The organism is Pseudoalteromonas sp. 1181_04, assembly GCF_052850545.1.
Map to the genome: position 1 here is coordinate 158,378 of NZ_VXCS01000007.1, position 24,182 is coordinate 182,559.

15 protein-coding genes are annotated in these 24,182 nt (G+C 40.6%); 6 read left to right on the forward strand and 9 right to left on the reverse strand.

Translation table 11 applies throughout. The features are described from left to right. The first annotated feature begins 10 nt into the window (after window positions 1-10). Window positions 11-502, forward strand: coding sequence for a PaaI family thioesterase (locus FW757_RS07745; protein ID WP_145235331.1), 492 nt, complete (start codon window positions 11-13; stop codon window positions 500-502). 48 nt (window positions 503-550) lie between these two features. Here FW757_RS07745 and FW757_RS07750 read toward each other — a convergent pair whose 3' ends face one another. The 5 genes from FW757_RS07750 to FW757_RS07770 all read right to left on the reverse strand — a co-directional run bounded on the left by FW757_RS07750 (window position 551) and on the right by FW757_RS07770 (window position 5,612). Next, a complete protein-coding gene (locus FW757_RS07750) occupies window positions 551-811 on the reverse strand; it encodes a hypothetical protein (protein ID WP_149982125.1) in 261 nt (86 codons plus the stop codon). Between the two features lie 185 nt (window positions 812-996). Continuing rightward, the gene (locus tag FW757_RS07755) at window positions 997-1,620 is read right to left on the reverse strand and encodes a 3'-5' exonuclease (protein ID WP_182830459.1); all 624 of its coding nucleotides are present in this window, start codon (window positions 1,618-1,620) and stop codon (window positions 997-999) included. Between the two features lie 35 nt (window positions 1,621-1,655). Continuing rightward, entirely contained in the window at window positions 1,656-3,494 is a 1,839-nt protein-coding gene (locus FW757_RS07760) for a DUF294 nucleotidyltransferase-like domain-containing protein (protein WP_182830458.1), read from the reverse strand. A 119-nt stretch (window positions 3,495-3,613) separates the two neighbouring features. Next, window positions 3,614-5,338, reverse strand: coding sequence for a sodium:solute symporter family protein (locus FW757_RS07765; protein WP_149982128.1), 1,725 nt, complete (start codon window positions 5,336-5,338; stop codon window positions 3,614-3,616). Between the two features lie 10 nt (window positions 5,339-5,348). Beyond that, window positions 5,349-5,612: a DUF4212 domain-containing protein gene (locus FW757_RS07770; RefSeq protein WP_004586074.1), complete on the reverse strand. Its 264-nt coding sequence runs from the start codon at window positions 5,610-5,612 to the stop codon at window positions 5,349-5,351. A 389-nt stretch (window positions 5,613-6,001) separates the two neighbouring features. Here FW757_RS07770 and FW757_RS07775 point away from each other — a divergent pair, with 389 nt between their 5' ends. After that, a complete protein-coding gene (locus tag FW757_RS07775) occupies window positions 6,002-9,442 on the forward strand; it encodes a PAS domain-containing hybrid sensor histidine kinase/response regulator (protein ID WP_446441067.1) in 3,441 nt (1,146 codons plus the stop codon). A gap of 97 nt (window positions 9,443-9,539) precedes the next feature. Here the strand turns inward: FW757_RS07775 and FW757_RS07780 are convergent, their stop codons facing one another. The 4 genes from FW757_RS07780 to FW757_RS07795 form a co-directional block, all read right to left on the reverse strand. Next, window positions 9,540-12,191: a DUF2339 domain-containing protein gene (locus FW757_RS07780; RefSeq protein ID WP_182761380.1), complete on the reverse strand. Its 2,652-nt coding sequence runs from the start codon at window positions 12,189-12,191 to the stop codon at window positions 9,540-9,542. Window positions 12,192-12,297: 106 nt separating this feature from the next. Then, entirely contained in the window at window positions 12,298-13,662 is a 1,365-nt protein-coding gene (locus FW757_RS07785; protein WP_182739729.1) for a hypothetical protein, read from the reverse strand. Window positions 13,663-13,865: 203 nt separating this feature from the next. Continuing rightward, window positions 13,866-15,188, reverse strand: a complete 1,323-nt coding sequence (locus tag FW757_RS07790) for a metallophosphoesterase (protein WP_446441076.1) — start codon at window positions 15,186-15,188, stop codon at window positions 13,866-13,868. A 48-nt stretch (window positions 15,189-15,236) separates the two neighbouring features. Beyond that, window positions 15,237-18,008 (reverse strand): TonB-dependent receptor, encoded by a 2,772-nt coding sequence (locus FW757_RS07795; RefSeq protein WP_446441068.1) that lies wholly within the window; start codon window positions 18,006-18,008, stop codon window positions 15,237-15,239. A 335-nt stretch (window positions 18,009-18,343) separates the two neighbouring features. Here FW757_RS07795 and FW757_RS07800 point away from each other — a divergent pair, with 335 nt between their 5' ends. From FW757_RS07800 to FW757_RS07815, 4 genes are all read left to right on the forward strand, one after another. Then, window positions 18,344-19,264, forward strand: a complete 921-nt coding sequence (locus FW757_RS07800) for a GGDEF domain-containing protein (protein ID WP_182731521.1) — start codon at window positions 18,344-18,346, stop codon at window positions 19,262-19,264. After that, window positions 19,261-20,286: an AraC family transcriptional regulator gene (locus tag FW757_RS07805; RefSeq protein ID WP_446441069.1), complete on the forward strand. Its 1,026-nt coding sequence runs from the start codon at window positions 19,261-19,263 to the stop codon at window positions 20,284-20,286. Before FW757_RS07800 ends, FW757_RS07805 begins: the two co-directional genes overlap by 4 nt. Before the next feature lie 68 nt (window positions 20,287-20,354). Then, on the forward strand, window positions 20,355-20,924 hold the full coding sequence (locus FW757_RS07810) for a sigma-70 family RNA polymerase sigma factor (protein ID WP_145235307.1): 570 nt from the start codon (window positions 20,355-20,357) through the stop codon (window positions 20,922-20,924). An 8-nt stretch (window positions 20,925-20,932) separates the two neighbouring features. Next, window positions 20,933-24,157 carry a serine/threonine-protein kinase gene (locus FW757_RS07815; RefSeq protein ID WP_446441070.1) on the forward strand — a complete coding sequence of 1,075 codons (3,225 nt, stop codon included), beginning with the start codon at window positions 20,933-20,935 and terminating at the stop codon, window positions 24,155-24,157. The last annotated feature ends 25 nt before the right edge of the window (window positions 24,158-24,182 follow it).

Here is a 24,182-nt window from a genome sequence, read left to right on the forward strand (position 1 = left end):
AGGAGTTTTAATGAACAATATAGCCTTTCAAGATTATTACCCCGATGAGCTCAGCCATTGTTATGGCTGTGGCAAAAACAATGAGCAGGGTCACCAATTAAAAAGTTATTGGTATCAGGATGAGCAAAATCAAGGCAATATCGATAAAACTATCGCCCACTTTACGCCGCAACCTTGCCATACAGCAATCCCTGGCTTTGTTTATGGTGGGCTGCTTGCGTCCCTGATTGACTGCCATGGTACAGGCAGTGCCGCTGCTATAGCTTATCGATATGCAGAGCGAGAGATGGGGACTCAACCTGCATTTCGTTTTGTTACAGGGGCTTTAAATGTTAACTTTTTAGCGCCGACTCCAATGGGGGTAGAGCTGCAGCTAATAGGTAGCTTCATTGAAGTAAAACCCAACAAAGTGATTGTCGACATCACGCTATCAGCGAACAACGTGATCTGTGTTAAAGGCAGCGTAATTGCTGTGAAAATGCCAGCGAGCTTTATCAGTTAGCATTCAAAGTTAAGAGCGAACTGCCGTGTTCGCTCTTCAATTCAAAACTTAGCGCTTACCTAGCTTTTTCAGCAGTACACTGACTGATAGCGACAAAGCCATAATCACCACACCATAAATAACTAACATACCTGACGGTGTAGCAAGTTCTATTATTTGCTCGTTTGCGCCCACGCATAAGTTTGTTTTATGATTAATAGCTCCACCACTGTCTAAACAGCGGTCAACCAATAAAAACCCATGTAGCCACCATACAACAAACAAGCTTACTAAAACGCCAGCTAAAGATGGCAGTAAATTATTTTTCATAGATAAAAAACCAAACGAGAAAGTAAAATAACAGCCTCCTATAATAGCAAGCACAGTACCGAATAACCGCACTATAAGAGCCTATTTTTGAAAATAAAAATTAATACTTATGAGTTGATTTAGATGCTAATTATAGCAGTCATTCAGCTACGATAAATTACGACAATACTCAAGCTAGCATCACTTTAAACCAGCGCAGCCAATTTCAACTTCTTACCGCAGCTTATTTGATGGCATTGTGCTAACAGTAATTCAGCGGTAGCCATGGCATCGGTAAGTGCATGATGGCAACCATAATGAGGTAGCTCATACCGCGCCCTGCAGGCACTGAGAGTTAAATCGTCTAAGCCTATTTCATAGCCTTGTTGGTGCAGGCGCTTTTTTTCAATCTGAAAAGTATCAATAATCAATAAAGGCTGCACATCAATATTATGTGCTTGAAATGCCTGCTTTAAAAATCCCCAATCTAAAGTAGCATTATGAAACACCAAAATAGCATCCGAAAAATGAGCGCTTAGCTTAGCTAAAATAGCCGCTAAGCTTTTTCCATTAGCGACATCTTGCTGGGCAATTCCATGATAAACAGGACTTTGCTCAAGGCGCAGCACTTCTTTATTTATGGCGTGCTGAGCTTGGCTCAATTTAATGCATTGCTTTTCTATCAACACCCACGCAATCGAGACGATTTCATGCAGTTTTGGATCCAGTCCAGTCAACTCTAAATCAATCACTATATAGCGCTGTACTAGTGCGTTTTGAGCAAGTAATCGCTTACGTGCTAAATAACGACTCAACCAACGTTTAACCACTTAGCTTGTCACCTTATTCATAGCAAAACACATATTTATAAACTTCCACGAGCAAACTTAAATGCCGCAGCTTGTTGTGCGAGCTTGAGTAAATAAAACGCTTCTTTTAATTGATGGCGCTCTAGCGAGTTTAACCTATCTGGATTAATACAGTTACTCGGTAGTCCTTCTTCATTTATTTGTGTACGTAAACGTAATTGAGTTAAAAATCGCCAGCAGTCTTTCAAATTATATACATCGTGATTACTTAACAATGAGTGTTTCAGCAATGCATCTAAGCGCTCTTGGGTGTTTGCTCGGCGTATGCCTGCTTTTAACGCATACAAGCGCACAATGTCATTGATGATAACCACACCACGCTTTTTCAAATCAATGTATCTATGTTGCTTAGCATCTTTTTCTAACTTGAATTGATTAAATAACCCTATCGGCACAGAATTCGATTTAATATCCGTTGCCATTGCGGCGTAAAATAATTCGTTGCGAGAAATTCGGGTTAGTTGCTCACAAAATGCAGTGTAAAGTGCCGTTGAGCCTTCAATAAAACGTAAATCAAAAAATATTTTACAGTTGAGCATTGCTTCAGGTGTCGGGCTTTTGATCCAGTTAAAAAAGCGCTCACACCAATCCGATATACTCATTCTGCATAATTCGCTGCTTGCCATAATATTACCTGGGCAGCGTTTAATACCGCACTCAACCAACTGTTCGCAAACAAACTCCCCCATGCGGCGATAGTAATCTTGATGTTGCTCGCTTAAGTCATCAGGTAGTAATAAGCCGTTATCTTGATCAGAATGTAAGGTTTGCTCTTCACGCGCTTGAGAGCCAAAACAAATAAAACTAAAGCTAGTAGGAGCGGCACCGCACTCTTCTTGGAATAAATATATTAGTCGTGAGGTTAACGCATCAGTTAAGCCACTGAGTAATTTACCTATTAAAGATATATCATCAATATTATGAGAAAAACTACGCAGTAATTCTGGTACTTCTGCCGCATAACGCTTTAAATCGGCGACACTGCGAGCTTTATAAATACGGCCAATCAATTGAACGGGATCGCTCTTTTGCTGACGTAATAAGTCAGTGCTGGTGATCATGCCCAACGCTTTATGGTGTTCATCCAACACTGGTAAATGGTGAATATTATGTTTGAGCATTAAATGCAGCGCTGAAAAAACACGGTTATTTTCAAAAATAAACTTGGGTTTGACACTCATGATAGTGCTAACCGCTTGTTTGGGATCGATTTCATCGGCTAATACCCGGTTGCGTAAATCGCGATCTGTAACCACACCAACCAAGCGTTCAAATTCTGTCACCATAATCGACGAAACGCCGTGCTCTTTCATTTTTTTAGCTGCTTGGCGAATACTTGCATCAGGCGACAAAGTGACCGCTTTACGTGACATCAGTTCAGATATCTTACGTTCAGACCAACTATCGTTTTGGCTTTTATAATGTGAAGAAAGCAGCCGATTTGCATGCGCGCGAACAAAATACTGCTCAAACGTTTTATATTCACGGCGTAAGTAGTCGAAAGCATCTTGGTTGAGCATATAAACTATGCCCTCTTTTTGCACTTCTAAACGGTTTTGAATTGCCTCGCCGGTCAGCAGTGAAGGAAAGCCAAAATAATCGCCTTGTGCTAAACGAGTGATCACATCGCCTTTTGCATCCACTAAGTCATACAAACCAGAGCGAATTAAAAACAGCTTAGGTGAGGCTGATTGCAGCCATTGCGTTTGGTTTTCACGGGTTAGATAAATAACATCGAGATGTTTTATAAAGTAATCTGTTGCGCTGCTATCAAGGTCGCTAAATGGCATTTGTGCTAGCACAAACTGGGCGACTTCCTGTTGCTCATTATTCATTTGTCTACTCGCAAAAAACAATCGTACAATCACTGTACTGCTATCAACGATAAATAAAAAGCCCGACTTAAGTCGGGCTTTTGGATCTATCAATATTAATTAATAGAGTATCAGCGTTGTTAGTGAGCGTGAGCTTCACTAGACCCTTTAGGATTACGAATGCCTTCAACCATTTCTTGAATTTCAAGCGGTGTATCAGCGGTAAACTTAACCACGATTGCAGCAACTGCAAAGTTAATAAGCATACCAACTAGACCAATACCTTCTGGTGAAATACCTAAGAACCAATGCTCAGGGCTATTCAGTTCTGGGCTGATGAACTTGAAGAAGATGATATATGCCGCAGTAAAGGTAATACCTGTAACCATACCTAGAACCGCACCTTCTTTATTCATCTTCTTAGAGAAGATACCCATAATGATCGCCGGGAAGAAACTTGCTGCGGCCAAGCCGAATGCAAATGCCACCACCGACGCCACGAATCCAGGCGGATTAATACCAAAGTAAGCGGAGATAACAATCGCAACCATGGCAGCCAACCTCGCTGCGAGTAACTCTTGTTTATCGCTAATGTCTGGTTTTAAGGTCCGCTTAAGTAAATCATGCGATACCGAAGTCGAAATAACTAATAATAAGCCTGCGGTTGTTGATAGTGCCGCAGCAATACCACCGGCGGCCACAAGTGCCACGACCCATGCTGGTAAGTTAGCAATTTCAGGGTTAGCAAGTACCATGATGTCGCGGTCAACGTTAACTTCGTTAGCGCTGTTTGGATCATCAATTTTACCTGCTGTGTAGAACATTTTGCCATCACCGTTTTTATCATTAAAAGTGATTAAGCCCGTTCTTTCCCAATTTTTTACCCATACTGGTGCTTCAGCGTATTCAGTACCACTTCCGTCTTTACCATTTATGGTATCAATCATGTTAACACGGGCAAATGCTGCAACCGCTGGTGCTGTTGTGTAAACTATCGCAATGAATACTAAAGTCCATGCCGCTGAAATACGCGTATCTTTAACGCGAGGTACAGTGAAAAAGCGTACGATTACATGAGGAAGACCGGCAGTACCAACCATTAAGGCACCAGTAATAGCAAACACATCAATCATGCTCTTAGAGCCTTCAGTGTATTGTGCAAAGCCAAGTTCAGCACTTAAACCGTCCAGTTTATCAAGTACGTATACACCATCGCTGCCAATTAATGTCGCGCCAAAGCCTGTTTGTGGGAAGAAGTGACCCGTCATCATCATAGAGATAAAGATGGCAGGAACAAGGTAAGCAAATACCAGTACACAGTACTGTGCTACTTGGGTATAAGTAATGCCCTTCATACCACCGAGTACCGCATAGAAGAAGACAATAACCATACCAATGTAAACGCCAGTTTCAATTTCAACTTCTAAGAAACGTGAGAATACAACGCCTACACCACGCATTTGCCCTGCAATGTACGTAAAACAAATGAAGATGGCACATAAGATTGCCACTAAACGCGCGGTGCGTGAATAGTAACGGTCGCCGATAAAGTCTGGCACAGTAAACTTGCCGAATTTACGTAAGTAAGGTGCTAAACACATAGCAAGTAGTACATAACCACCGGTCCACCCCATTAAGTAAACGCCGCCATCATACCCTGCAAAAGAGATGATACCCGCCATTGAGATAAATGACGCAGCACTCATCCAGTCAGCGGCTGTTGCCATACCATTAGCCAGAGGCGGAACACCACCACCTGCTACATAAAACTCTTTTGTTGAGCCTGCTCGGGCCCAAATTGCAATGCCGATATAAAGCGCGAAGCTCAACCCGACAATTATAAACGTGAGTGTTTGAACATCCATTGCTTAGCTCCTATTCGTCTACGCCGTATTTTTTATCTAACGTATTCATTTTGAAAACGTACACAAAAATCAAAGCCACAAAGGTATAAATCGCGCCTTGCTGGGAGAACCAGAAGCCAAGTTTAAACCCAAAGAAACGCACTTCATTAAGTACATCAACCAGTAATATGCCAAAGCCAAACGACACGACAAACCAAACTGCTAATAATTTAAACAGCAGTGAAATGTTTTCCGCCCAATAAGCTTTTGCTTGTTCTTCATCTTTAAAAGCCATTTTTTATTTCCTCTTTAACATCTGTAAAAAGTGATGTGTTCGATTTATTCTCGGCTATAAACTTAGCAATGCCTGAACAATATTGAATTGAGACCATAGTCGTAACAACAAGTTAACGTTTACGTAAACTGTACTGAAGCGCTTGTTACAAAAAAGTAAAAAACGTTTTCTATCATAATGTTAAGTCTTTCCACTCGGTGATTTTAACTATTCATCCAGGTTATATTGCACACTTGCGACATTAGTCTAATACATCAATAAAACATTAAATTTCTCATATATATCAAATAAATATGTTTATTTTCAGAATACTCACAAAAATTGACAGCTCAAAATAGTGAAAACTTCTGGTATGGTGTGCAATAACATAATAAAAATTGAATAAAAACATGACTGCTGCACTAATTTTTGTCGCTTTAGCGTACATTGGCATATTGTTTTGGCTAGCAAACTGGGGCGATAAAACCACACCGCTGGCAAAACGAATTAGCCATCACCCTTTTGTTTACTCCTTTTCGCTGGGTATTTACTGTACTTCGTGGACTTATTACGGCTCTGTTGGTACTGCAGCTACCAGCAGTTGGAGTTATTTACCCATTCTACTTGGTCCTGCACTGTTGTTTTTTTTCGGACAAGGATTTTTGCGCAAACTGGTACTAGTGAGTAAAAAACAAAATATCACCACCATAGCCGATTTTATCTCTGCCCGTTATGGTAAGCGTCAAACCACCGCCATTATGGTGACTATGATTGCGCTACTAGCAACTATTCCTTATATCGCCTTACAGTTAAAGGCACTGAGCAACAGCTTCTTACTACTACAAAGTGACAATAAAATATCGGGTTCAATGGTCGCGCTTTCTGCCACCCTGATCATGGCAATGTTCGCAATATTTTTTGGCACCCGTAAAGTTGATGTAACCGAATACCGTTCAGGATTAATGCTCGCAGTCGCATTTGAATCAATGATAAAACTACTGGCATTAGTAGCAGTGGCGGCTTTGGCGGTGTACACTTTGTATAATTTACCCACTGCTAATGAAGGACAAATAAAAGAATCTTTATGGCAACATTGGAATAATTTTAACTTTTTAAGCTTTAACTTTATTGGCCAATCACTGATGGCCGCTGCTGCAATCATCTGTTTGCCACGACAATTTCACGTTACTGTGGTTGATAACCAAGACAAACGTCACCTATTTACCGCTCGTTGGGCATTTCCACTGTATTTACTGCTGACGGCAGCAATGATTTTACCAATAGCCACCGCAGCTATTCATCCACAGATCGGCAATAGCTTCTCTCCTGATAGTTTTGTATTGGCACTGCCATTAATGAATGACAATGCATTGCTTACCACGTTTGTGTTTATTGGCGGAATATCTGCGGCGACTGCGATGATTGTGGTTGCCACTTTGACCCTAAGTACTATGATCTCAAATGATGTGGTATTACCGCTGATGCTGCGACGTAAATTCAAACGCAACCTGATCACCAGCAGTTATAAGCCACAAATATTACTGGTAAGACGTTTTACCATCGCCGGTATTTTGATCTTATCGTATTTTTATCAGCAATGGTTTGGTCACGGCAAAGCACTTGCCAGCATGGGATTAGTGGCATTTTCTTTGGTAACGCAATTATTACCGGCCATTGTGGGCGGCCTATACTGGCGCAAAGGCCATGCCTACGGTGTTTATGCTGGTTTATTAGCGGGGTTGATTTGTTGGATATTATTTTTAATGTTACCTATTTTAGATGCAGGTAATACACTTGACACCGAACTACAACAAACCCTTATTACCCGCGGCACACTGATCGCTTTATTTGCCAATATTGGCTGTTATATTAGTTTTTCACTGGGAGCTGATGAGCGGTTAATTGATAAAATTCAAGCTGCAGCATTCGTTAATCCCAAGGAGCAAGCAGTACTTGCAAGACGTTTAAACAAAAACGTGAAAGCCACGGTATACGATTTTAAAGTACTGTTACAAACCTTTTTAGGAGTCCAGCGTAGCCAACAAGTATTGACGCATTTTTCACTAACTCACCAACTCGGAGACAATAACACTCACCCCGACCCTGAGTTTATAGCTTACTGCGAACGCGCCTTGACTGGTGTATTAGGCGCCTCTTCAGCGCAAGCTTTGATCCACACGGTAGCATCGGGCAAGCGTATGGCATTTGAAGAAGTGGTTAACTTTTTTGATGAAACAACGCAAGCACTACAGTTTAACCAAAACCTGTTGTTCACCTCTTTAGAGAATCTCAGTCATGGTATTTCAGTTGTTGATAAAGAGCTTAATCTTGTTGCGTGGAATAAGCGCTACGCAGAAATGTTTAATTACCCCGAAGGATTTTTAGAAGTAGGTCAACCGATTGAGCAAATTATTCGTTACAATGCCGAGCGCGGCGAATGTGGCCCTGGTGAAATAGAACGCCAAGTAGAAAAGCGCGTGCAACATTTAAAAAATGGTAGTTCGCATCACTTTATCCGTCACCGTCGTAACGGCCTAGTGTACGAAATGATCGGTAACCCACTGCCTGATGGCGGCTTTGTTACTAGCTTTTCAGATATTACCACTCACATTGCCACACAAAATGCACTTGAAGAAGTGAATATGGATTTGGAAAATCGTATTGAAGCGCGTACCCAAGAAATTCGAACTATCAATAAAGATCTCGAAGCACAAATAGAAAGCCGCGTACAAACAGAGCAAGCACTCACTTTAGCAAAACGAGAAGCAGAGCAAGCCAATGACAGTAAAACCCGCTTTTTAGCTTTAGCAAGTCACGATATTTTGCAACCGCTCAACGCCGCCCGTTTATACCTTGCTGCGATAGATGAAAAATCCCTCGCTGATAATAATATCAATAACTTCGAAAAGCTCGGTGCCAGCCTCGATTCAACAGTGCATTTAATGTCAGCCCTATTAGAAATTGCCAAACTTGAACAAGGTGCGATGACCCCCACCCCTCGCCATTTTAGTATTGATGATATCCTCGCACCACTGCGCAATGAATACGCCATTTTAACAAGCGAAAAAGGCCTCAAGCTCACAGTGCGCAGCGGACAGCATATTGTCCACAGTGATATCACCTATCTACGGCGAATTGTGCAGAACTTAGTATCAAATGCAGTTAAATACACCAATACGGGCAAAGTATTAGTAGCCTGTCGTAAACGCAAACATCACCTGCGCATTGAAGTGTGGGACACCGGCCCTGGCATTAGCGAGGTAGAGCAAGCAAAAATATTTAACGACTTCTACCGCGTAGAGGCCTCTGACAATAAAGGCGTTGGCCTTGGCCTTAGCGTAGTAAAGCGTATGGTAGATTTACTGTCGATTCGCTTAGATGTGCGCTCAACCCCGCAAAGAGGTAGCTGCTTTAGTATTGAAGTCCCTTATGGCGAAAGCCAATTTGTTCAGCAAAAACACGTTACCAATAGCTTGTTTGAAGAGCGCTCTGCAATGAATATCGTTGCCGTTGATGACGACCCTGAAAACCTAAACGCCATGGCCAGTTTATTACAAAAGTGGCAAGCTAATTATCAGTTGTTTGATCAAGTTGAAGGCGTACTCGCATACGCAAATGAACACAGCGCACCGGATGTAATATTAATGGATTATCAGTTAGGCCATGAACACGATGGTATTACATTAATTAAAGCCCTGCGGGAAATTTGGCAAACCAATGTGCCGGCAATTTTAATCACCGCAGTACGCGACGTAGAGCTAAAACAAGCGACTAAAGCCGCTGATATTCATTATTTGTCTAAACCAATCAAGCCAGGGAAATTAAAAGCACTGCTAAACCATAGTACGTGAAGGGAAAGGCGCTAGGCAAAAGATTAGAACAGATTGGCGTTAAACAACATAACTAAGTACACCCAACAATCTTATTGGGTGTACTGCTTGAGTTAAATTACCCCGCTGGTGCTTTACTCCTGAGCTTTTGAAACAGCCAGCTTAGGCCAACGAGCGACAGGCCTAAACCAATAAATGATACAGCTTTGAGCAAGCCGGTTAGGCTTGCCATATCAATTAAGAATACCTTCACGATAACCGCGCCGAGAATGCCTAAGCCGACTTTTTGTAGTAGCAACTGTTGTTTTAAATGCCCGGTAATGACCACCAACGCGCCAAGCAATAACCAAATGATCGAATAGCTGTATAGCTCGGCGTCACTGGTCGCTTTATCAAGATAAATGAACCCGCCTTGCCAATATTGGCGGATCAATGTGTTAATAGCTAACACTGCTAATAACCCTGATACACCCAGTACTATTTGGCTAAACTTAGCATTAAGTGGTTTAACTAATTTAGCCAACCACAGTGCAAGAATACTTGGTACGAGCCAGGTTAATAACAGCCAATTAAATAATGGCATTTCACCAACGTAAAGGCGTATAAATAGTGGATTTTCATATAATGCTGTACTTATCAACAACAAGCCAGCGAGTCCCGCAAGTGCAAGCCCTGCAATGCGATAAAGTTTACCCAGTTGCCCTGCGCTGTGTGACCGATGCAAATAAACGCAGCCAAGTGCTAACCAATTACAACTGAGTAATACCTGCTCATAAAAGCTTAAAGAAGTAAGCTGTGGATAATGCCCGACTAGTTGATAGCTGGTCTCGGTGGTGATAAATAATGCTAAGCAATGTAATGCAGCCCCTTCGAGCCAAATTTTCATATCTGTTTGTTGCCACTGTTTTGCGGCAAACCAAAATAACCCAACCGCTGATGGATACACAATTGCGCTCCAATGCATTGAAAATATGGTTAGATCAAAATAATGTGCCGTCCACGGTGCAAAGGTTAGCCTTGCCAGCACCACAGCCACCAGCACTTTAATAGGCCAATGCGGCATAGGCACATCATGGCGTTTCACCAGATAGCTAATAACCAACACTTGAGCAGCCAGTGCGAGAGTTAACCCGCTATCGGCTAATAACATAGTTAAACAAAGAGTTATATTAGCATTAGCGCCAACCCAATAACTAAACTGCTGCCATTGAGTGTGAGCTGTTTGTGCGCGTTTAATTAATACACCACTAGTTACTAGCAACAATACAGTCCATAGCGGATACGCAACGCCTAAGCCTTGCTCGGGTGTTATGGTATAGAGCGTTGCAATCAAGGTAAACACACTAAACGCAGCCACTAAATGAAACGTTAAACGTTTATAGTAACGCGCGCCAAAATAAAGCCCGTATAGACAAAGCCCAACCGCGAGTAATAACCCTACGCCATACATTTCCCTAAATACAAACAAATGATCATTGCTATCGACACTATAACGTTGTTGGCTAAGGACTAATAACATCGCAACCACTAACGCCACACCTTGCCAAAGATCCCAACGACTATTTTGCAGCACTAAAAATAACAGCATGACGATTAAACACACCATCACTATTTGCCATTGTAAGCTCACCGCCTCTGTCATTATCGCCAGCAATAAAGGAATTACTATCGCTAACAATAACGGATGATCCGGCTGTAATTTTAATAATCGCTGTAAACTATGTGGGCGATATTCTAATAAACGCAAAGTTAAACCTAATCGAGCTATGGCAATTAAACCAATAATAGAGAGCAGTGCAAAACCACCAACAATCCAATATTGCTGCGTATTGATTACACTCAGTGCCACCCAATACCAGCCAATATGCCCAGCCCATAGTAAATACCACAGCCAATTACGTTTTACCTTTTGCGCCACTAATACCGCAGCAAAAGTGATAAAGCCAATGTACATCAGTAAAGCAGCTAAATTACCACTGCCAGTATTAACCCAAATCGGCACGCTGTAAGCGCCAACTATGCCAAGCACGGCCAATAAAGGCCCTAAACGCAGCGCCATAGAGCTTGCGGCCAGTGCAATTACTGCCAGCATCACAAACGCCACTGTTGGGCTTAACATGGCATAGCTTGAATAAGCTAATAACGTTAATGCAAAGCAGCTAATAAACCCGCCACCTGCAAGTGCTGCAGGCACGTAATTATTAAAGCCTTCGAAGACAATACCTTTTCTATGTAAATACTCGGCACCGGCAATTAATGCGACACCAAATAAGCCCCCTAAGGTGAGTCGTAAGCTTGGTGATAATAAGCCGGCATCAAGACTGTATTTTGCTAAAAATATACCACCAAAGGCCAGCGCGACGCCGCCAATCCAGGTCATCCAATTTTCTTGGAACTGTGTTTTTAATTTACTAAAGAAAATATCAATAACTGAGGGAGAAGCTTGTTTCGGGCGAGAAGTTGTTATTATAGTCGGTGCGGTGTTTACGTATTTTTTTACCGATGGTTGCTGATGTAAAGTTGCCTCAGCTTGGGATGATTGTTCTAGCGTAAACGGATGATCTACTTGCGGCTCAGTTATATTAGCAGCAATGTCTAGCGACACTTGATGCTGCCCGGTATTGTCTACCATGACTCCACGCAGTTGTTTTTTTAACATCGCAATATCTTGCTTTAACGTACTTATTTGCGTTAAAGCAATAAAACCGGCAATAGAGCCTGCGACTACAACTAACGATAAAATGACTATGAGCCCTAAAACATCGTCCATTTTTCAATCCTTGACTGCTTTTAATATTCCCTTATAACGTAAAGTGTATTGAAAATATACCCAAAAATCTCAGCCTCGCTATTACGAGGCTGAAATTAAAGTAAGATTACTCTACCGAATCAGTAACCGTTCGCTCTAGCGTCATTTTATAGCCAGTGCTGGTTGTTTCATCATGCTCAAGAATTAATATGTAGTTACCTTCTTGGCTAAAGTCCATATCGCCTTGTTGCATGAGTACAATTTGCTGGCCATTATCTTCATAAAGCACATAAGTGGTGTAAATTTCATTATCGACAACCTGATCTTCTTGATCATACTGATCGATGCCATCAATAATATTTTTAGCATCATCTACGGTTTCACCATTGAGGGTAAATACCACATCAACGTCAGTAATATTTTGCCCCGCGTAACTATCAATTAAGTTAACGACTGTCACCTTATGACTGTAGCTACTTGGCGTTAAGGTTTCTTTTACTGTCATCATTCGCGGGCCGTAATCTTTATCTTTATAAAAAACACCAACATTACTTTGCTCGCGCTCAAGGGTTAGTAAAAAGTTATCAACAATTGCATTTCCTTGTTCATCTAACATAGCAATACTGTAACTGTTTGGAGCAAGCTCAATGTAGTTTGAGTAGCTGTCATTAGCGGTTACTTGCGAAGTGCTGCTTGCGCTCCCCCGCGTTGCACTAAAGCTAGTTTGCGGGTAATCATCAATAGTATTGATAAAACGCAATTGCCCTTGGGCATTTTGATGTTTGAGCGTGGTTACGGTATTGCTTGAAGTAACGAGATCTAGCGTAATACCATGTTCTTCAGTGGCGTAACTTGATCTGATCATCGCAACATAACTGGCATCATCATTTAGGTAAATCGAAGCAGACTCAAATAGCACATCAGTACTGCCGCTTTGAGTTAAATACAGTGTGTAATATCCTTCATCAAAGCTTTGCAGTGCCAGTTCGTTTAAATACCGTGGTGATGCAATTAACTCAGCGGTTTCAAATAAGCCATCATCATTTGCTAAATACACATCAAAACTAATATTTTCTCCGGCAATATTAAAGAAGCCTAAATTAATAGCCCCTTCATCACTGCCGGTTGGTAAACTTAACTCACTGAATGTTGGCTCTGAAAAATCGCCATTCATCACCCATAATTGGGTCATGTCGTCTTTTACCGAAACTGCTTTTTCACTGATCGTTATATAACTGTCGTTTGCATCAAGGTACTTAAAGCTCACATCATAGTTATTAGCACTGTAATTATGACGAGTGGTAACGCCACCAAAATCAGTGCCTGAGCGTTCAGCATCTTCGATAAATAAACGGGTGTACGGGCTATTATAAGAGCCATTGTATAATTGGATATAACCACTTTTACTCGAGCTTGAGTCATCGCCAGAGCACGCAGTTAGGGTTGCAAGTAAAGAGGTTGTTAGTGCAGTTTTAAATAACGGGCCACGCATGTAATCAATTCCTTATTGTTAATAGTTTGAATTTGACCATTAACAAAAGCAATAATTCCATGATTTACAAAGCATTACCTCCACTTACAAATATTTACGCAACCGTAAATAAATGTACAAACATGCAAAAAAATGCACAATTTAACACATTAAAACAACAAAAAACCAGCGTAGTTACACTGGCTTTTATGCAAAATATAAGTTTATCGAGTGCGTTTAGAAAAACTAAAACTACCTTCATCAATAATACTGCCCGTTAAATCTCGTGGCGTGGTATAAAAGCTCACATCAAGCTTATTGGCTTGATTATCCAAACTGATGTGACTAAACCCCCATACAAAGCTTTTTGACCAAAGCAAATCATATTCAGGATATTGGCGTTCTTGAAACTGTGCAAACGGGGTATGTTTACCACGCATTTTAGACGCAGCGCCAGAAATGATCAGCGGCAATTTGCCAACGCTATTACCGGTATCAAACTTTGAGCAATCATCGGTTAGTAACTCTAAGTCATGCTCGTGGCCGGCAATATAACCATCTGCATATTTGCATAGAGTTGGCATTAGTAATTTACGCAGTACGTGGCCTTCACTATATTTAGTGCCCCCAATTGACCATAAAATATGATGCCCATAAACCAGTTTCCATTTAGCAGTCGAGTTTGCAATGCCTTGTTTAAGCCATATAAGCTGAGCTAGGTCTTCATCGTTTTGTGGCCCTTCATGGGGGTCATGTACTTCAAGATCTGCGCGGCCATCACGTATTGCTTGTTGCTCATCTGCTTCACTGCCATCTGGGTTTAGCGGCACATCATAATAACTTTGCCCTGCCAGTAACATATTAGTGTCGAGCACAAAAAACTCTACATCGTTACCCGGCTCACCCATTTTGTAGCTATAGTAGCCTTTTTCGTCTAGGTGAAAGTTCGCTTGCTCTGCCATCCATTGCGTTTGTACCGCTACGCCTTTGCGCGAGCTTTTCCAATCATGATTACCTAATGCGGAATACACCACTAAACTAGGCTCAGCTTTAAATAATGGCTCAAGCGGCGCATACACTAAGTCGTGTAAACGTTTTTGGTCGTCTTTACCATCATTAGCATCGGCACCATCAGGGTATACGTTATCACCGAGCTGAATAGCAAATTGGCACGCTTTTGTTTCACACAATTTTGCCATTGCGATCCCCACAGCCTGAGCGCCCCCTTGCTCTGTAGCAATCTCAGTGCCTGGATAAATATATATTGGTGCATGGTCAAATTCATCGCGAGGGCGATAATCTTCTAACCAATCAGCAAGCTCTGCGGCTATAAACTGTTGCTTGTTTTTAGGGTTGGTTATGTGTTTAGTTTTTGGATAGTCAACATGATAACCACCATCACCAAAAGCTAAAAACTCAATCTTGTCGGAGGCTTTTTTACTGGTACTTGCGACGTCAGTACTGCTTTGTTTGTTACTTTGAGCTGTGCAACCAACCGTTGCTAAACATGCGGTTAGTGCAATATACAAAATAGTTTTATTAATCATAATACCCTCAACAATGAGCCTACTGTTAAGCAGGCTCATATGTTCACCTTACAAAGAAGAAAACGTAAAACCTAGCTCAAATGTACGACCGTAAGATTCGTACTGGTAGTTGTAACGTTTTTCGCCGTGATACAGGTACATTGGCTCATCTGTTAGGTTGGTGGCATTGAAATACACGTTCATATTATCGTTTAAGTAATATTTACTGCTGAAATCCAATTGCATGTGGCTATCTTCATAAACCGCCATATCAGCATCATCAAACTGGAAACTTTCACTCTTATATGATGCGCTTAAACGAGTGCTAATAGCATGATTTTCAAAGCCCACAATGATATTTGCCACTGTGTCTGCTTGATTTGGTAATTTTTCATCCGCATCAATAAAGGTTCCGTTTGCACCAAGCACAAATCCTGATTTAAAGGTTTTGTTCCAGTTTAGCTCGATCCCCGTTAATGACGCTTTACCGCCATTAACCATTTGCACTACTTCGTCAAAACCATCCCAATCACCGTTATCTTGTACTTCTTGTTGAATAATAAAGTTGTCGATGTCTTTATAGAAAACACCAGCAGATAACACCCCAATGGAACCTGGGTAATATTCGATTGATGCGTCTAAGTTCATTGATTCATAAGGGTCAAGAGCTGGATTACCGACTTCAGCTTTACGCTCTGTAACCATTACGCCTTCATCTTCAACTGTTTCAGTTTCAATTAATTGGTAAGCGGCCGAATCGCTAAAGGTTGGCCGCGCGATAGTATTGGTATAAGCAAAACGGGTCACTAGTTTATCGCTGATGTTATAGCGTAAATTTAAGCTTGGTAAAAAGTAGTCATAATCTTTACTTACTTGCCAAGGCGTTGTGGTAACCGTTTCTGTATCACTGACTTTATCGACTACTAAGTCAACTTGGTTACCTTGCGTTTCAAACTTAGTACCTTCATAACGCACGCCCGCGACAACATGTAACTTATCAATATCCATACTAACCATCGCATAAGCGGCGGTAATATCTTCATTACTTACATAACTTTGACCATCAGATTCAACTTGTGACTCATTAATATTGAAAGCAAACGCCTCTTTATTTTTTCTCACAAAGGCTTGAATCGCGCCGCGATCAAGGCCCGGTCCAAAACTTCCCAAATCAAAGTCAGGTGCAGGCGCGACAAAGTCGCTACCAAGAGCATCTAAAAAGTCGCCATCATAAATAGCAACCTTTACATCATTACGCTTTTCGCGATTTTGATGTTTAAAACCAAACTTAAATTCACCATTATTATTTTGCCACACAAAATCACGGCTGAAGTCGAGTTTAAAGCTAAGCTCTTCGTCTTCACTAAGGTTATTGGCCGCTTCAATTTTATCCATCTCAAACAGGCTTAAATCGTGGGCATTAGTCGATTGGCTTAATAATGGAGTATCAACGCGCGCAATGTAGCCCATATCAATATCTTTACCAGCAAAGGTCACATCTAAGCGGTTTGGCTCTTTTTCTTCTGATTTAGAATAACCAACATTATATTCAACAAACCAATTATCTAATTGATTTTCACCACCAAGTACCAGTGAAAGAATACTTTGTTCTTCATAACGGTCTTTGGTATCGCGGTCCATTTCTGCACCACTAAAGTTTGCACCGCTCTCGTTGCTATCTAATAGTTTGCCATCGCTAAACTTATACTCATTACGTTGGCGATACTCATCATCAGAAAAGTCACTATATAGTGTGCGTAAATAATATTTATCAGTGGCGCCGCTGTGTAAATCTAAATTAAGTGCTGCACCTAAACGCTCACGGGTAATTTGATACTGGCGTTGCTCAATTTCTTCAGCGCCAAATAATGAGACCTTGTCGCCAGTTGCTGCATCTTTAACATCAAATTCACTCCAACCACCGTCGGTCTCCATATTACGTGAACCAAAATCACGCTTAAACCACGAAATAGCTGTTGCTACACCTAGATCAAGACCACCATCAAGCTCATAAACATTAGTGTAACTACCTGAAAGCTTCGGGCTAGTTTTTGACTCTAATTCGTTATATGAGCCCTGTGCAGTAAAACTATAGCTTTCACCTGCTTTATCAAAGGCACTTAAGCTTTTTACTTCGATAGAGCCACCAATAGCACTGGCATCCATGTCTGGGGTAACAGTTTTACTTACTTCTAAACTTTGAATTAGTTCACTTGGCAATACATCCATCGCAACAGAGCGAACACCGGCCTCAGGCGACGGCACATTTAAGCCATTAACCGTAACGTTGTTTAAATTTGGATCAATACCGCGAATACCAACAAATCGCCCTTCACCTTGGTCGCGAGCGATAAAAATACCCGGTAAACGCTGTAATGCTTCTGCTGCGTTTTGATCAGGGAACTGGCCAATCGAGTCTGCACTGACTACCGATTTTAAATTAGTTGCGTTTTTTTGGCGGTTAATTGCGCCTGCTTGGCCAGCACTTTGGCCATAAACAATGATATTGTCGATGGCTTCTTGTTGCTCACCAATTATAATTTGTTGTGTAAAAACTTGTGAATCAACCACCGTAATTTTTTGTTCTACCGAGGGGGCACCAATGTAATCAACCACTAGGGTGTAATCACCCGCTGGCAACTTATTAAATGAAAAAGAACCATCGCGGTTACTTACCGTATTTAAGTTTAACTCTTTAACCGATACTTTCGCGCCGCCAAAATACACACTTTGGCTGGCATCAGTGATGCGACCTTGCACACGACCATCCGCTAAGGCTGGGGTCGCATATAAAATACCACAACACGCTAATGCAATACTCGATTTGATAAAAGGGTTCATAATTGTTCTCTTGGTTGCTGCTAATGATTTTGATTGTTTACTTGGCCATGCTTGGCTCGCAGCAACACCCTAAGGGGCAATCATGAAAGAAATATGTCAGTACCCGTTACGTCCTTGATAATTAGCCATTGTAAGGGCATTTTAAGTAGTTAAATACGGCAAAATGAGCTGATTTGACCCCCTGTTTTTATGGTTTTTTAATTCAAAAATCAACAATAATCCGTTTGAAAAGTTGCCAACGTAAAAAATATGTCATCACTGTGAGCTAATCTGACCCTAGTGGTGTTTAAGCTGTTTGCTTATTCTGCCTATCAAATATACCTATTGAGCTGACAATGAATTTATCGTTTTTAAAATTACATCGCTCATTACTGCTTATCTTAGTGGTGATGTTAACCAGCGTATTAACCCTGACACTTAGCTACGGTCACTATAAAGGCCATAGCCAGATCGATTGGTTTGATGTAGGTGGCGAAGGCGGTATTACTGCCATGACCCTGCTGTGGATCTTTTTTATTCTATTAAGTAGGCCAAAGGGACGAGTAACTAACTTATTATTCTCAGGCCTTGCGATTATGAATCTATCGATGACCCTCGATTTTATTGATGAATTTGTATATTACAGCAATGAACAAGCATGGCTCAGTACTATTGAATCCATTCCTGCACCATTTGGGATGATTTTAATGACCATGGCTTTGTATCATTGGCACCAAGAGCAAATGACCATTAATCAACAATTACGTAATCGCGAGCGCTTTTATCGAGAGCATCAACTCAGTGATGCTATCAGCGGACTAGCTAGCGCCGATTATATGAAAAGCCAGATCAGCCGCGAGCTAAATTTGCTCCACCATAGCCTGCATGGATTTTCATTACTGATGTTAGATATTGCTCAGTTTGATCGGTTTAATCGTCAATTTGGTGATGCAGAAGGCGATAAGCTGTTACAAGAGTTTGCTCAAGTGATCACCTTGAATGTACGTGAACAAGATTTAGTCTGCCGTTACGCCAGTGATTGCTTTATTGTCATGTTGCCCAATACCGAACTCGCTGTCGCAGAGCAGCTAAGCGTATCGTTAGTCAGTGCTTTAGAAGCGTTTTCGTTTAATAGCAGCGACAAAGCTGTGAGCTACAAACAAAAAGTACACACCAGTTTAGTAGCTGCAACGCACCGTGATTCGACCTCTGGTTTACTCAGTCAATTGCATCAAAAATTACTAACGAACAAAAACTTACATGGACATACTGCGTGAGTGCAAACCTTAGCAACAGCAGTTATATCGACTCTCCTTATCAAGGTTTACAGTCATGGGCGGCGCAATTAGTGGATTTAGCCAAGCACCGAGGGGTACACCCTGATAAGTTACTCAAAGGGACTCGATTATTTTATCAAGATTTTGCAGCTGGAACGGCTTCGATCAGTGTTGAGCAATTTTATCGATTACAAGAAAACTGTCGTCAATTTGATAATCAACACCAACTCAGTTTTTTACTAGGGCGAAAACTACTTAATCACAATCCGTTATATAGCGCATTTTCTCAAGCAGAAAGTTTACGCACACTGCAAAAACTACTCACACGCACTCCTTTACATGGCTTTAACTTATTTAATGCCGAACATAAATACCATCAAGGCCGACATTACTTCATTATCAACCTCAGCTTCGGGGCAATAAATGCAGCCGTAGAACAATTTTGCTGCGAATTATTTGCCAGTTTTATCGCTGCAACATGTAAATGGCGAATAGGTAATAACAGTGATTTATGTTTTTCGTTTCCCTATGCGCAGCCCTCACACATAGAGCAATATCAAACTAACCTACAAGCCAACTGCAAGTTTTCACAACAATTATTTATGGTCAGTATTAGTGATGAACTTTATAACAAACACTTAATAGATAGCTGTCCGAGCCTGCTGCAGCAATCATTAGCAACCATAAAGCAGCACCCTTTACCCGCTGCGCCTTGGCTGCAATTAGTGCGTAATCATATTAGTGCTCAACCACAACAAAACCTCGAAACAGTTGCCCAGCATTTCGCTATGAGCCCCGCCACTTTTAAGCGAAAACTAAAACAACATCATACTCGTTTTAGCGCCTTGCAAGATTGTATCAATCGCCAAACCGCGGTGTTTAATATCGCCACTTTAGCGCAAAGTAACGAAACCCTAGCAGGCGAACTTAACTTTAGCGACTTAACTAACTTTCGCCGCGCATTTAAACGCTGGACTGGGACGACTCCCTCACAGCTGAGAGAATTGATTAACGAACATTAAGTTAACACTTGTAATTAAAGTCCCGCAAATGTACCTTATTAATTGAAATATCGAAATAAGGAAGATCGATGCAGGCATCATTAGAAGATCTAATCAATGGCTGGCAAAATGGTTGCCCGCAAAGTGCTGATGAACTTAAAGCTCGGCTTTACTACCACCTGAAACAAGTTTGTCATGTACATTTAGAAGGTTACCGTAATGAAATCGATTCAACCTATGTATTGCAGCACTTACCGCATACTGGATCGCTACTACATCAGTCACTTATTGAATTAATCCCGCCACAACAAAGCATTAATCACCAAACACAATTTAATACTTATTTAAGTGTATTTATCCGTAATATTTTACGCGATGAAATTCGCAAGTTTCAAACTCTCAAACGCACTCCTAACGCAGAAAAAATCCAGCAACAAAACGATCAACTAAAACACCAAGAGGATTTTTTAGCATTAGATAGCGCCCTAAATCATCTAGAAAAAAATCATCCGCAAAAAGCTCAAATATTCTCTCAACATTACTTTTTAGGCCTAGATACTAAAGTGCTAGCTAAACAATTCAAGGTCTCACTTGCTACTATTTATCGCGAATTAGATGCTGCTAAAGCGTTTATAAAAGTGCGTATTCAAACAAATTAAGATAATTAATGAATCAATTTAAAGACGCGCTTTCGTGTTTTGAACACTTACTTACACACCATGCCAACAACTTAACCTCAGGATTGCTGCAATTACAACTATCTGATGAACAATTCATCATTGAAGTGAAGCAATTAATAAATGCACATACAAGTAATGATCAAAGCTCATTGTTTAATGACTTATTACATGGCCAATTAAATTTACTTACTAATGATCATCAGCTTTTACAACTGCAAGGCGGCGAAATAAGTCACTTTAGGTTAGAGCAATTAATTGGCTATGGGGGAATGGGTGCAGTTTACTTGGCGACTAGAAATGATGGCCAGTTAAATCAAAAGGTAGCGATTAAGTTATTTTATCCATCCATTGTACAATTACATGGACAAAAACATGTTTTACAAGAAGCGCAATATCTTGCCAAATTATCACATCCCAATATAGCTAGCGTATTAGATGTCGGTAAATGCAGTATTGGCACTTACATCATCATTCAATATATAGCCGGTGATACATTAATTAACTACGCAAAAAACCTTTCGCAAAAAGCAAGGTTAGAGGTATTTCAAAAAGTATGTGATGCCGTTGAGTATGCTCACCAAAATAGGGTGATCCATGCAGATTTAAAGCCTTCAAATATCCTAGTAGATAACAATGGTGAACCTAAACTTGTTGATTTTGGGGTTGCGCGTTCCAGTTCCATGAATCATGAAATACCATTACATAACGCATATATAAAAGCGCTTAGTCACGAGTTTGCAAGCCCAGAGCAACTGGCTGGTGAAAGCTTAACAACCCAAGCTGATATCTATAGCCTTGGGCGTATTTTAGAAAAACTACTTATACAACCTATTAGTACAGAGCTTCAAGAAATCATCAATAAATCACTGGCGCCACTACCACAGCAACGCTTTGCATCAGCAGATACATTAAAACAAAATATCGCCGCTTATCTGGCGCATCGTCCATTACTTTGGTTTAAACACTCAAAAACATATATATTAGGTAAGTTTATAAGACGCTCCCCTCTTACTGCTGCTCTAATAACCTCAACTATCGCTTTTTTGGGTGTCGCCTGTATTAGCTTATTTCTTTATCAAGATGAACAAAAGCAAGCCGCAAAGCAACAGTATGAACTGCTCAACTTTTATCAAAACTTACTAATTAGCAGCACACCGCTAGCGCCGCAAGGTGCAAAACTGTCGGTATCGGCCTTGTTACTTGCTGGTGTTGAACAAGTAATGCAGAGTCAATTAAGCCCAAAAAACCAACAAAGCGTACTCTTAACCGTTGCCCAAAGCTTATACTTGCATGGAAATTTTACAGCAGCTTTAGATATATTGGCGTTGTGCGATAGTTCGATTGACATGCAAATATTAAAAATTAAAAGTTTAATTAAATTAAATCAACAACAAAAAGCACGAATTCTTTGGCAAAAACTATCGCAGCAAAACCCTCAAAACAGCAACATTAAATTGCTTGGTTGGCTTACTAAAGATAGCTATTTAGCTGGTGACATAAAGCAGATCAAAATAGCTTTTCAAAATAGCGATGCATCCGAACTAAAACTGGAATTATTAATACATATTTTTACTCATCGTGATAATCACCCTATACTCAGCCGTCAATTAATTCTCGAGAATGAAAATACGACAGCAACGTCTGCCTCGCAAAAAGCATGGCAATCGTTAATGAAAAGCAGCCTACTGATAGAAGATAATCAAATAGACCAAGCAATTAAGTTACTAGACTCAACATTAAAAAATGCTGCGAATAACTACCACCCACTACATTGTGAGCTCGCAAAATTAAACCATTTTGCGGCAAATTTATATGCTCAAGCAGGTGCACAACTTGCGCAAGAACAAGCCCTGAATAAAGCCATGTTTATCTATCAACAGCTACTCCCAAACTTTGAACATGAACTTAGTACTGTACTATATGAGCAATATCAATATTACCTAAAAGAACGTGATTATTTGCAAGCAAATAACTTTTTAAATAAACAGCTACTACATTGTTCGACAAGTGATCAAAAATGCATGAAGGGGCGTTATGAAAGTACCATGCTAGGTTTAAGTTTGCGTAAGTACTCACAAACCTTAAAGAATGCAGAGCTATGGCTTGCCAATGGTACACAACAATCAAGCCAATATTACGATATCACCTTAGCAAAATACACGGCGCAATATGAACAAAATACACTGAATAAAACAGCATTATTTGATATTGACGTAACACAACTAAGCAAGCAACAGCAAGTTCAATGGTTAGATCTTGTGATAAAAACAAATATGTTTAATACTTTAACTTCACAGCAAATGCAGCAGCTCATTGTTTATGCTAAATCAAACTCTCCCTTGGCATTTGAATTAATAGCGACTATTAATAAGCTAAACAATAATCCACACACACAGTGGTTAGCACAACTCGAAAAGCAAAACCATATATCACACTCCACAAAGAACCAATTTAGCCCTGCCAGAGATATCAACGCGATAAGTGAAACAAAGCGAGTTAGCTCGATCACGGCCCCTAAACATGCAAGCCAACTAAAAATAGGCTCTGAATTTACGATTGAATGGGATAGCAAACGATTAATTGGCAATACGATAAGTGTATTAGTCAATCATACCGTCAACTATAAAGTTAACAGCTTTGATGATTTTAATAATTTGAAGAAAATTGATTGGCACCCAGCGGCAACTAATTTAAAAAACACGGGAACAGCCCAAATTGACCCTTATCATTTTATGGCCAATGGCACAAATCGCTTTAAACTTATGCTCATCAGCGATTTAGGCTATTGGAGCCTATCTGATGGTTTCTTTAGTATTGCTTCAGGTAAAACTGTTGATAACGGTTTAGAGCACTTTTTACTAAAAGACAAATTGGTTACAACTATTATCACACCTAAAGCCCTTGATATTTACCCTGTAGGTCAGCAAAAAACGACAACCTGGAACGCCAATAAACTCTACGGACAAACCGTTGCTATGTATGTTCTGCATGATGACTCTCGCGGAATTGGCGATAAGCAACAAGTGGATTTAAATATCGTGAATAATAGGCGCTGGTACCAGTTCGCTGAAGAACTGCCAAATACAGGAGAGTTTAACTTAGACCCTGCACTCTTTAATGGCCGAGGTAACAATTATAAAATTTTAATCGTCTCTGATCTGGGTTACTGGAGTGTTTCTGATAAACGGTTCTCAGTGGTAAACCCGTTGTAATTTTAGTTAAAGCAATCGCACACTA

Excerpts from the sequence above, each read along its gene's own strand:
- FW757_RS07745 (WP_145235331.1), top strand. The coding sequence starts at position 11 with ATGAACAATATAGCCTTTCAAGATTATTACCCCGATGAGCTCAGCCAT.
- FW757_RS07750 (WP_149982125.1), bottom strand. The coding sequence starts at position 811 with ATGAAAAATAATTTACTGCCATCTTTAGCTGGCGTTTTAGTAAGCTTG.
- FW757_RS07760 (WP_182830458.1), bottom strand. The coding sequence starts at position 3,494 with ATGAATAATGAGCAACAGGAAGTCGCCCAGTTTGTGCTAGCACAAATG.
- FW757_RS07765 (WP_149982128.1), bottom strand. The coding sequence starts at position 5,338 with ATGGATGTTCAAACACTCACGTTTATAATTGTCGGGTTGAGCTTCGCG.
- FW757_RS07770 (WP_004586074.1), bottom strand. The coding sequence starts at position 5,612 with ATGGCTTTTAAAGATGAAGAACAAGCAAAAGCTTATTGGGCGGAAAAC.
- FW757_RS07775 (WP_446441067.1), top strand. The coding sequence starts at position 6,002 with ATGACTGCTGCACTAATTTTTGTCGCTTTAGCGTACATTGGCATATTG.
- FW757_RS07780 (WP_182761380.1), bottom strand. The coding sequence starts at position 12,191 with ATGGACGATGTTTTAGGGCTCATAGTCATTTTATCGTTAGTTGTAGTC.
- FW757_RS07785 (WP_182739729.1), bottom strand. The coding sequence starts at position 13,662 with ATGCGTGGCCCGTTATTTAAAACTGCACTAACAACCTCTTTACTTGCA.
- FW757_RS07790 (WP_446441076.1), bottom strand. The coding sequence starts at position 15,188 with ATGATTAATAAAACTATTTTGTATATTGCACTAACCGCATGTTTAGCA.
- FW757_RS07795 (WP_446441068.1), bottom strand. The coding sequence starts at position 18,008 with ATGAACCCTTTTATCAAATCGAGTATTGCATTAGCGTGTTGTGGTATT.
- FW757_RS07800 (WP_182731521.1), top strand. The coding sequence starts at position 18,344 with ATGAATTTATCGTTTTTAAAATTACATCGCTCATTACTGCTTATCTTA.
- FW757_RS07810 (WP_145235307.1), top strand. The coding sequence starts at position 20,355 with ATGCAGGCATCATTAGAAGATCTAATCAATGGCTGGCAAAATGGTTGC.
- FW757_RS07815 (WP_446441070.1), top strand. The coding sequence starts at position 20,933 with ATGAATCAATTTAAAGACGCGCTTTCGTGTTTTGAACACTTACTTACA.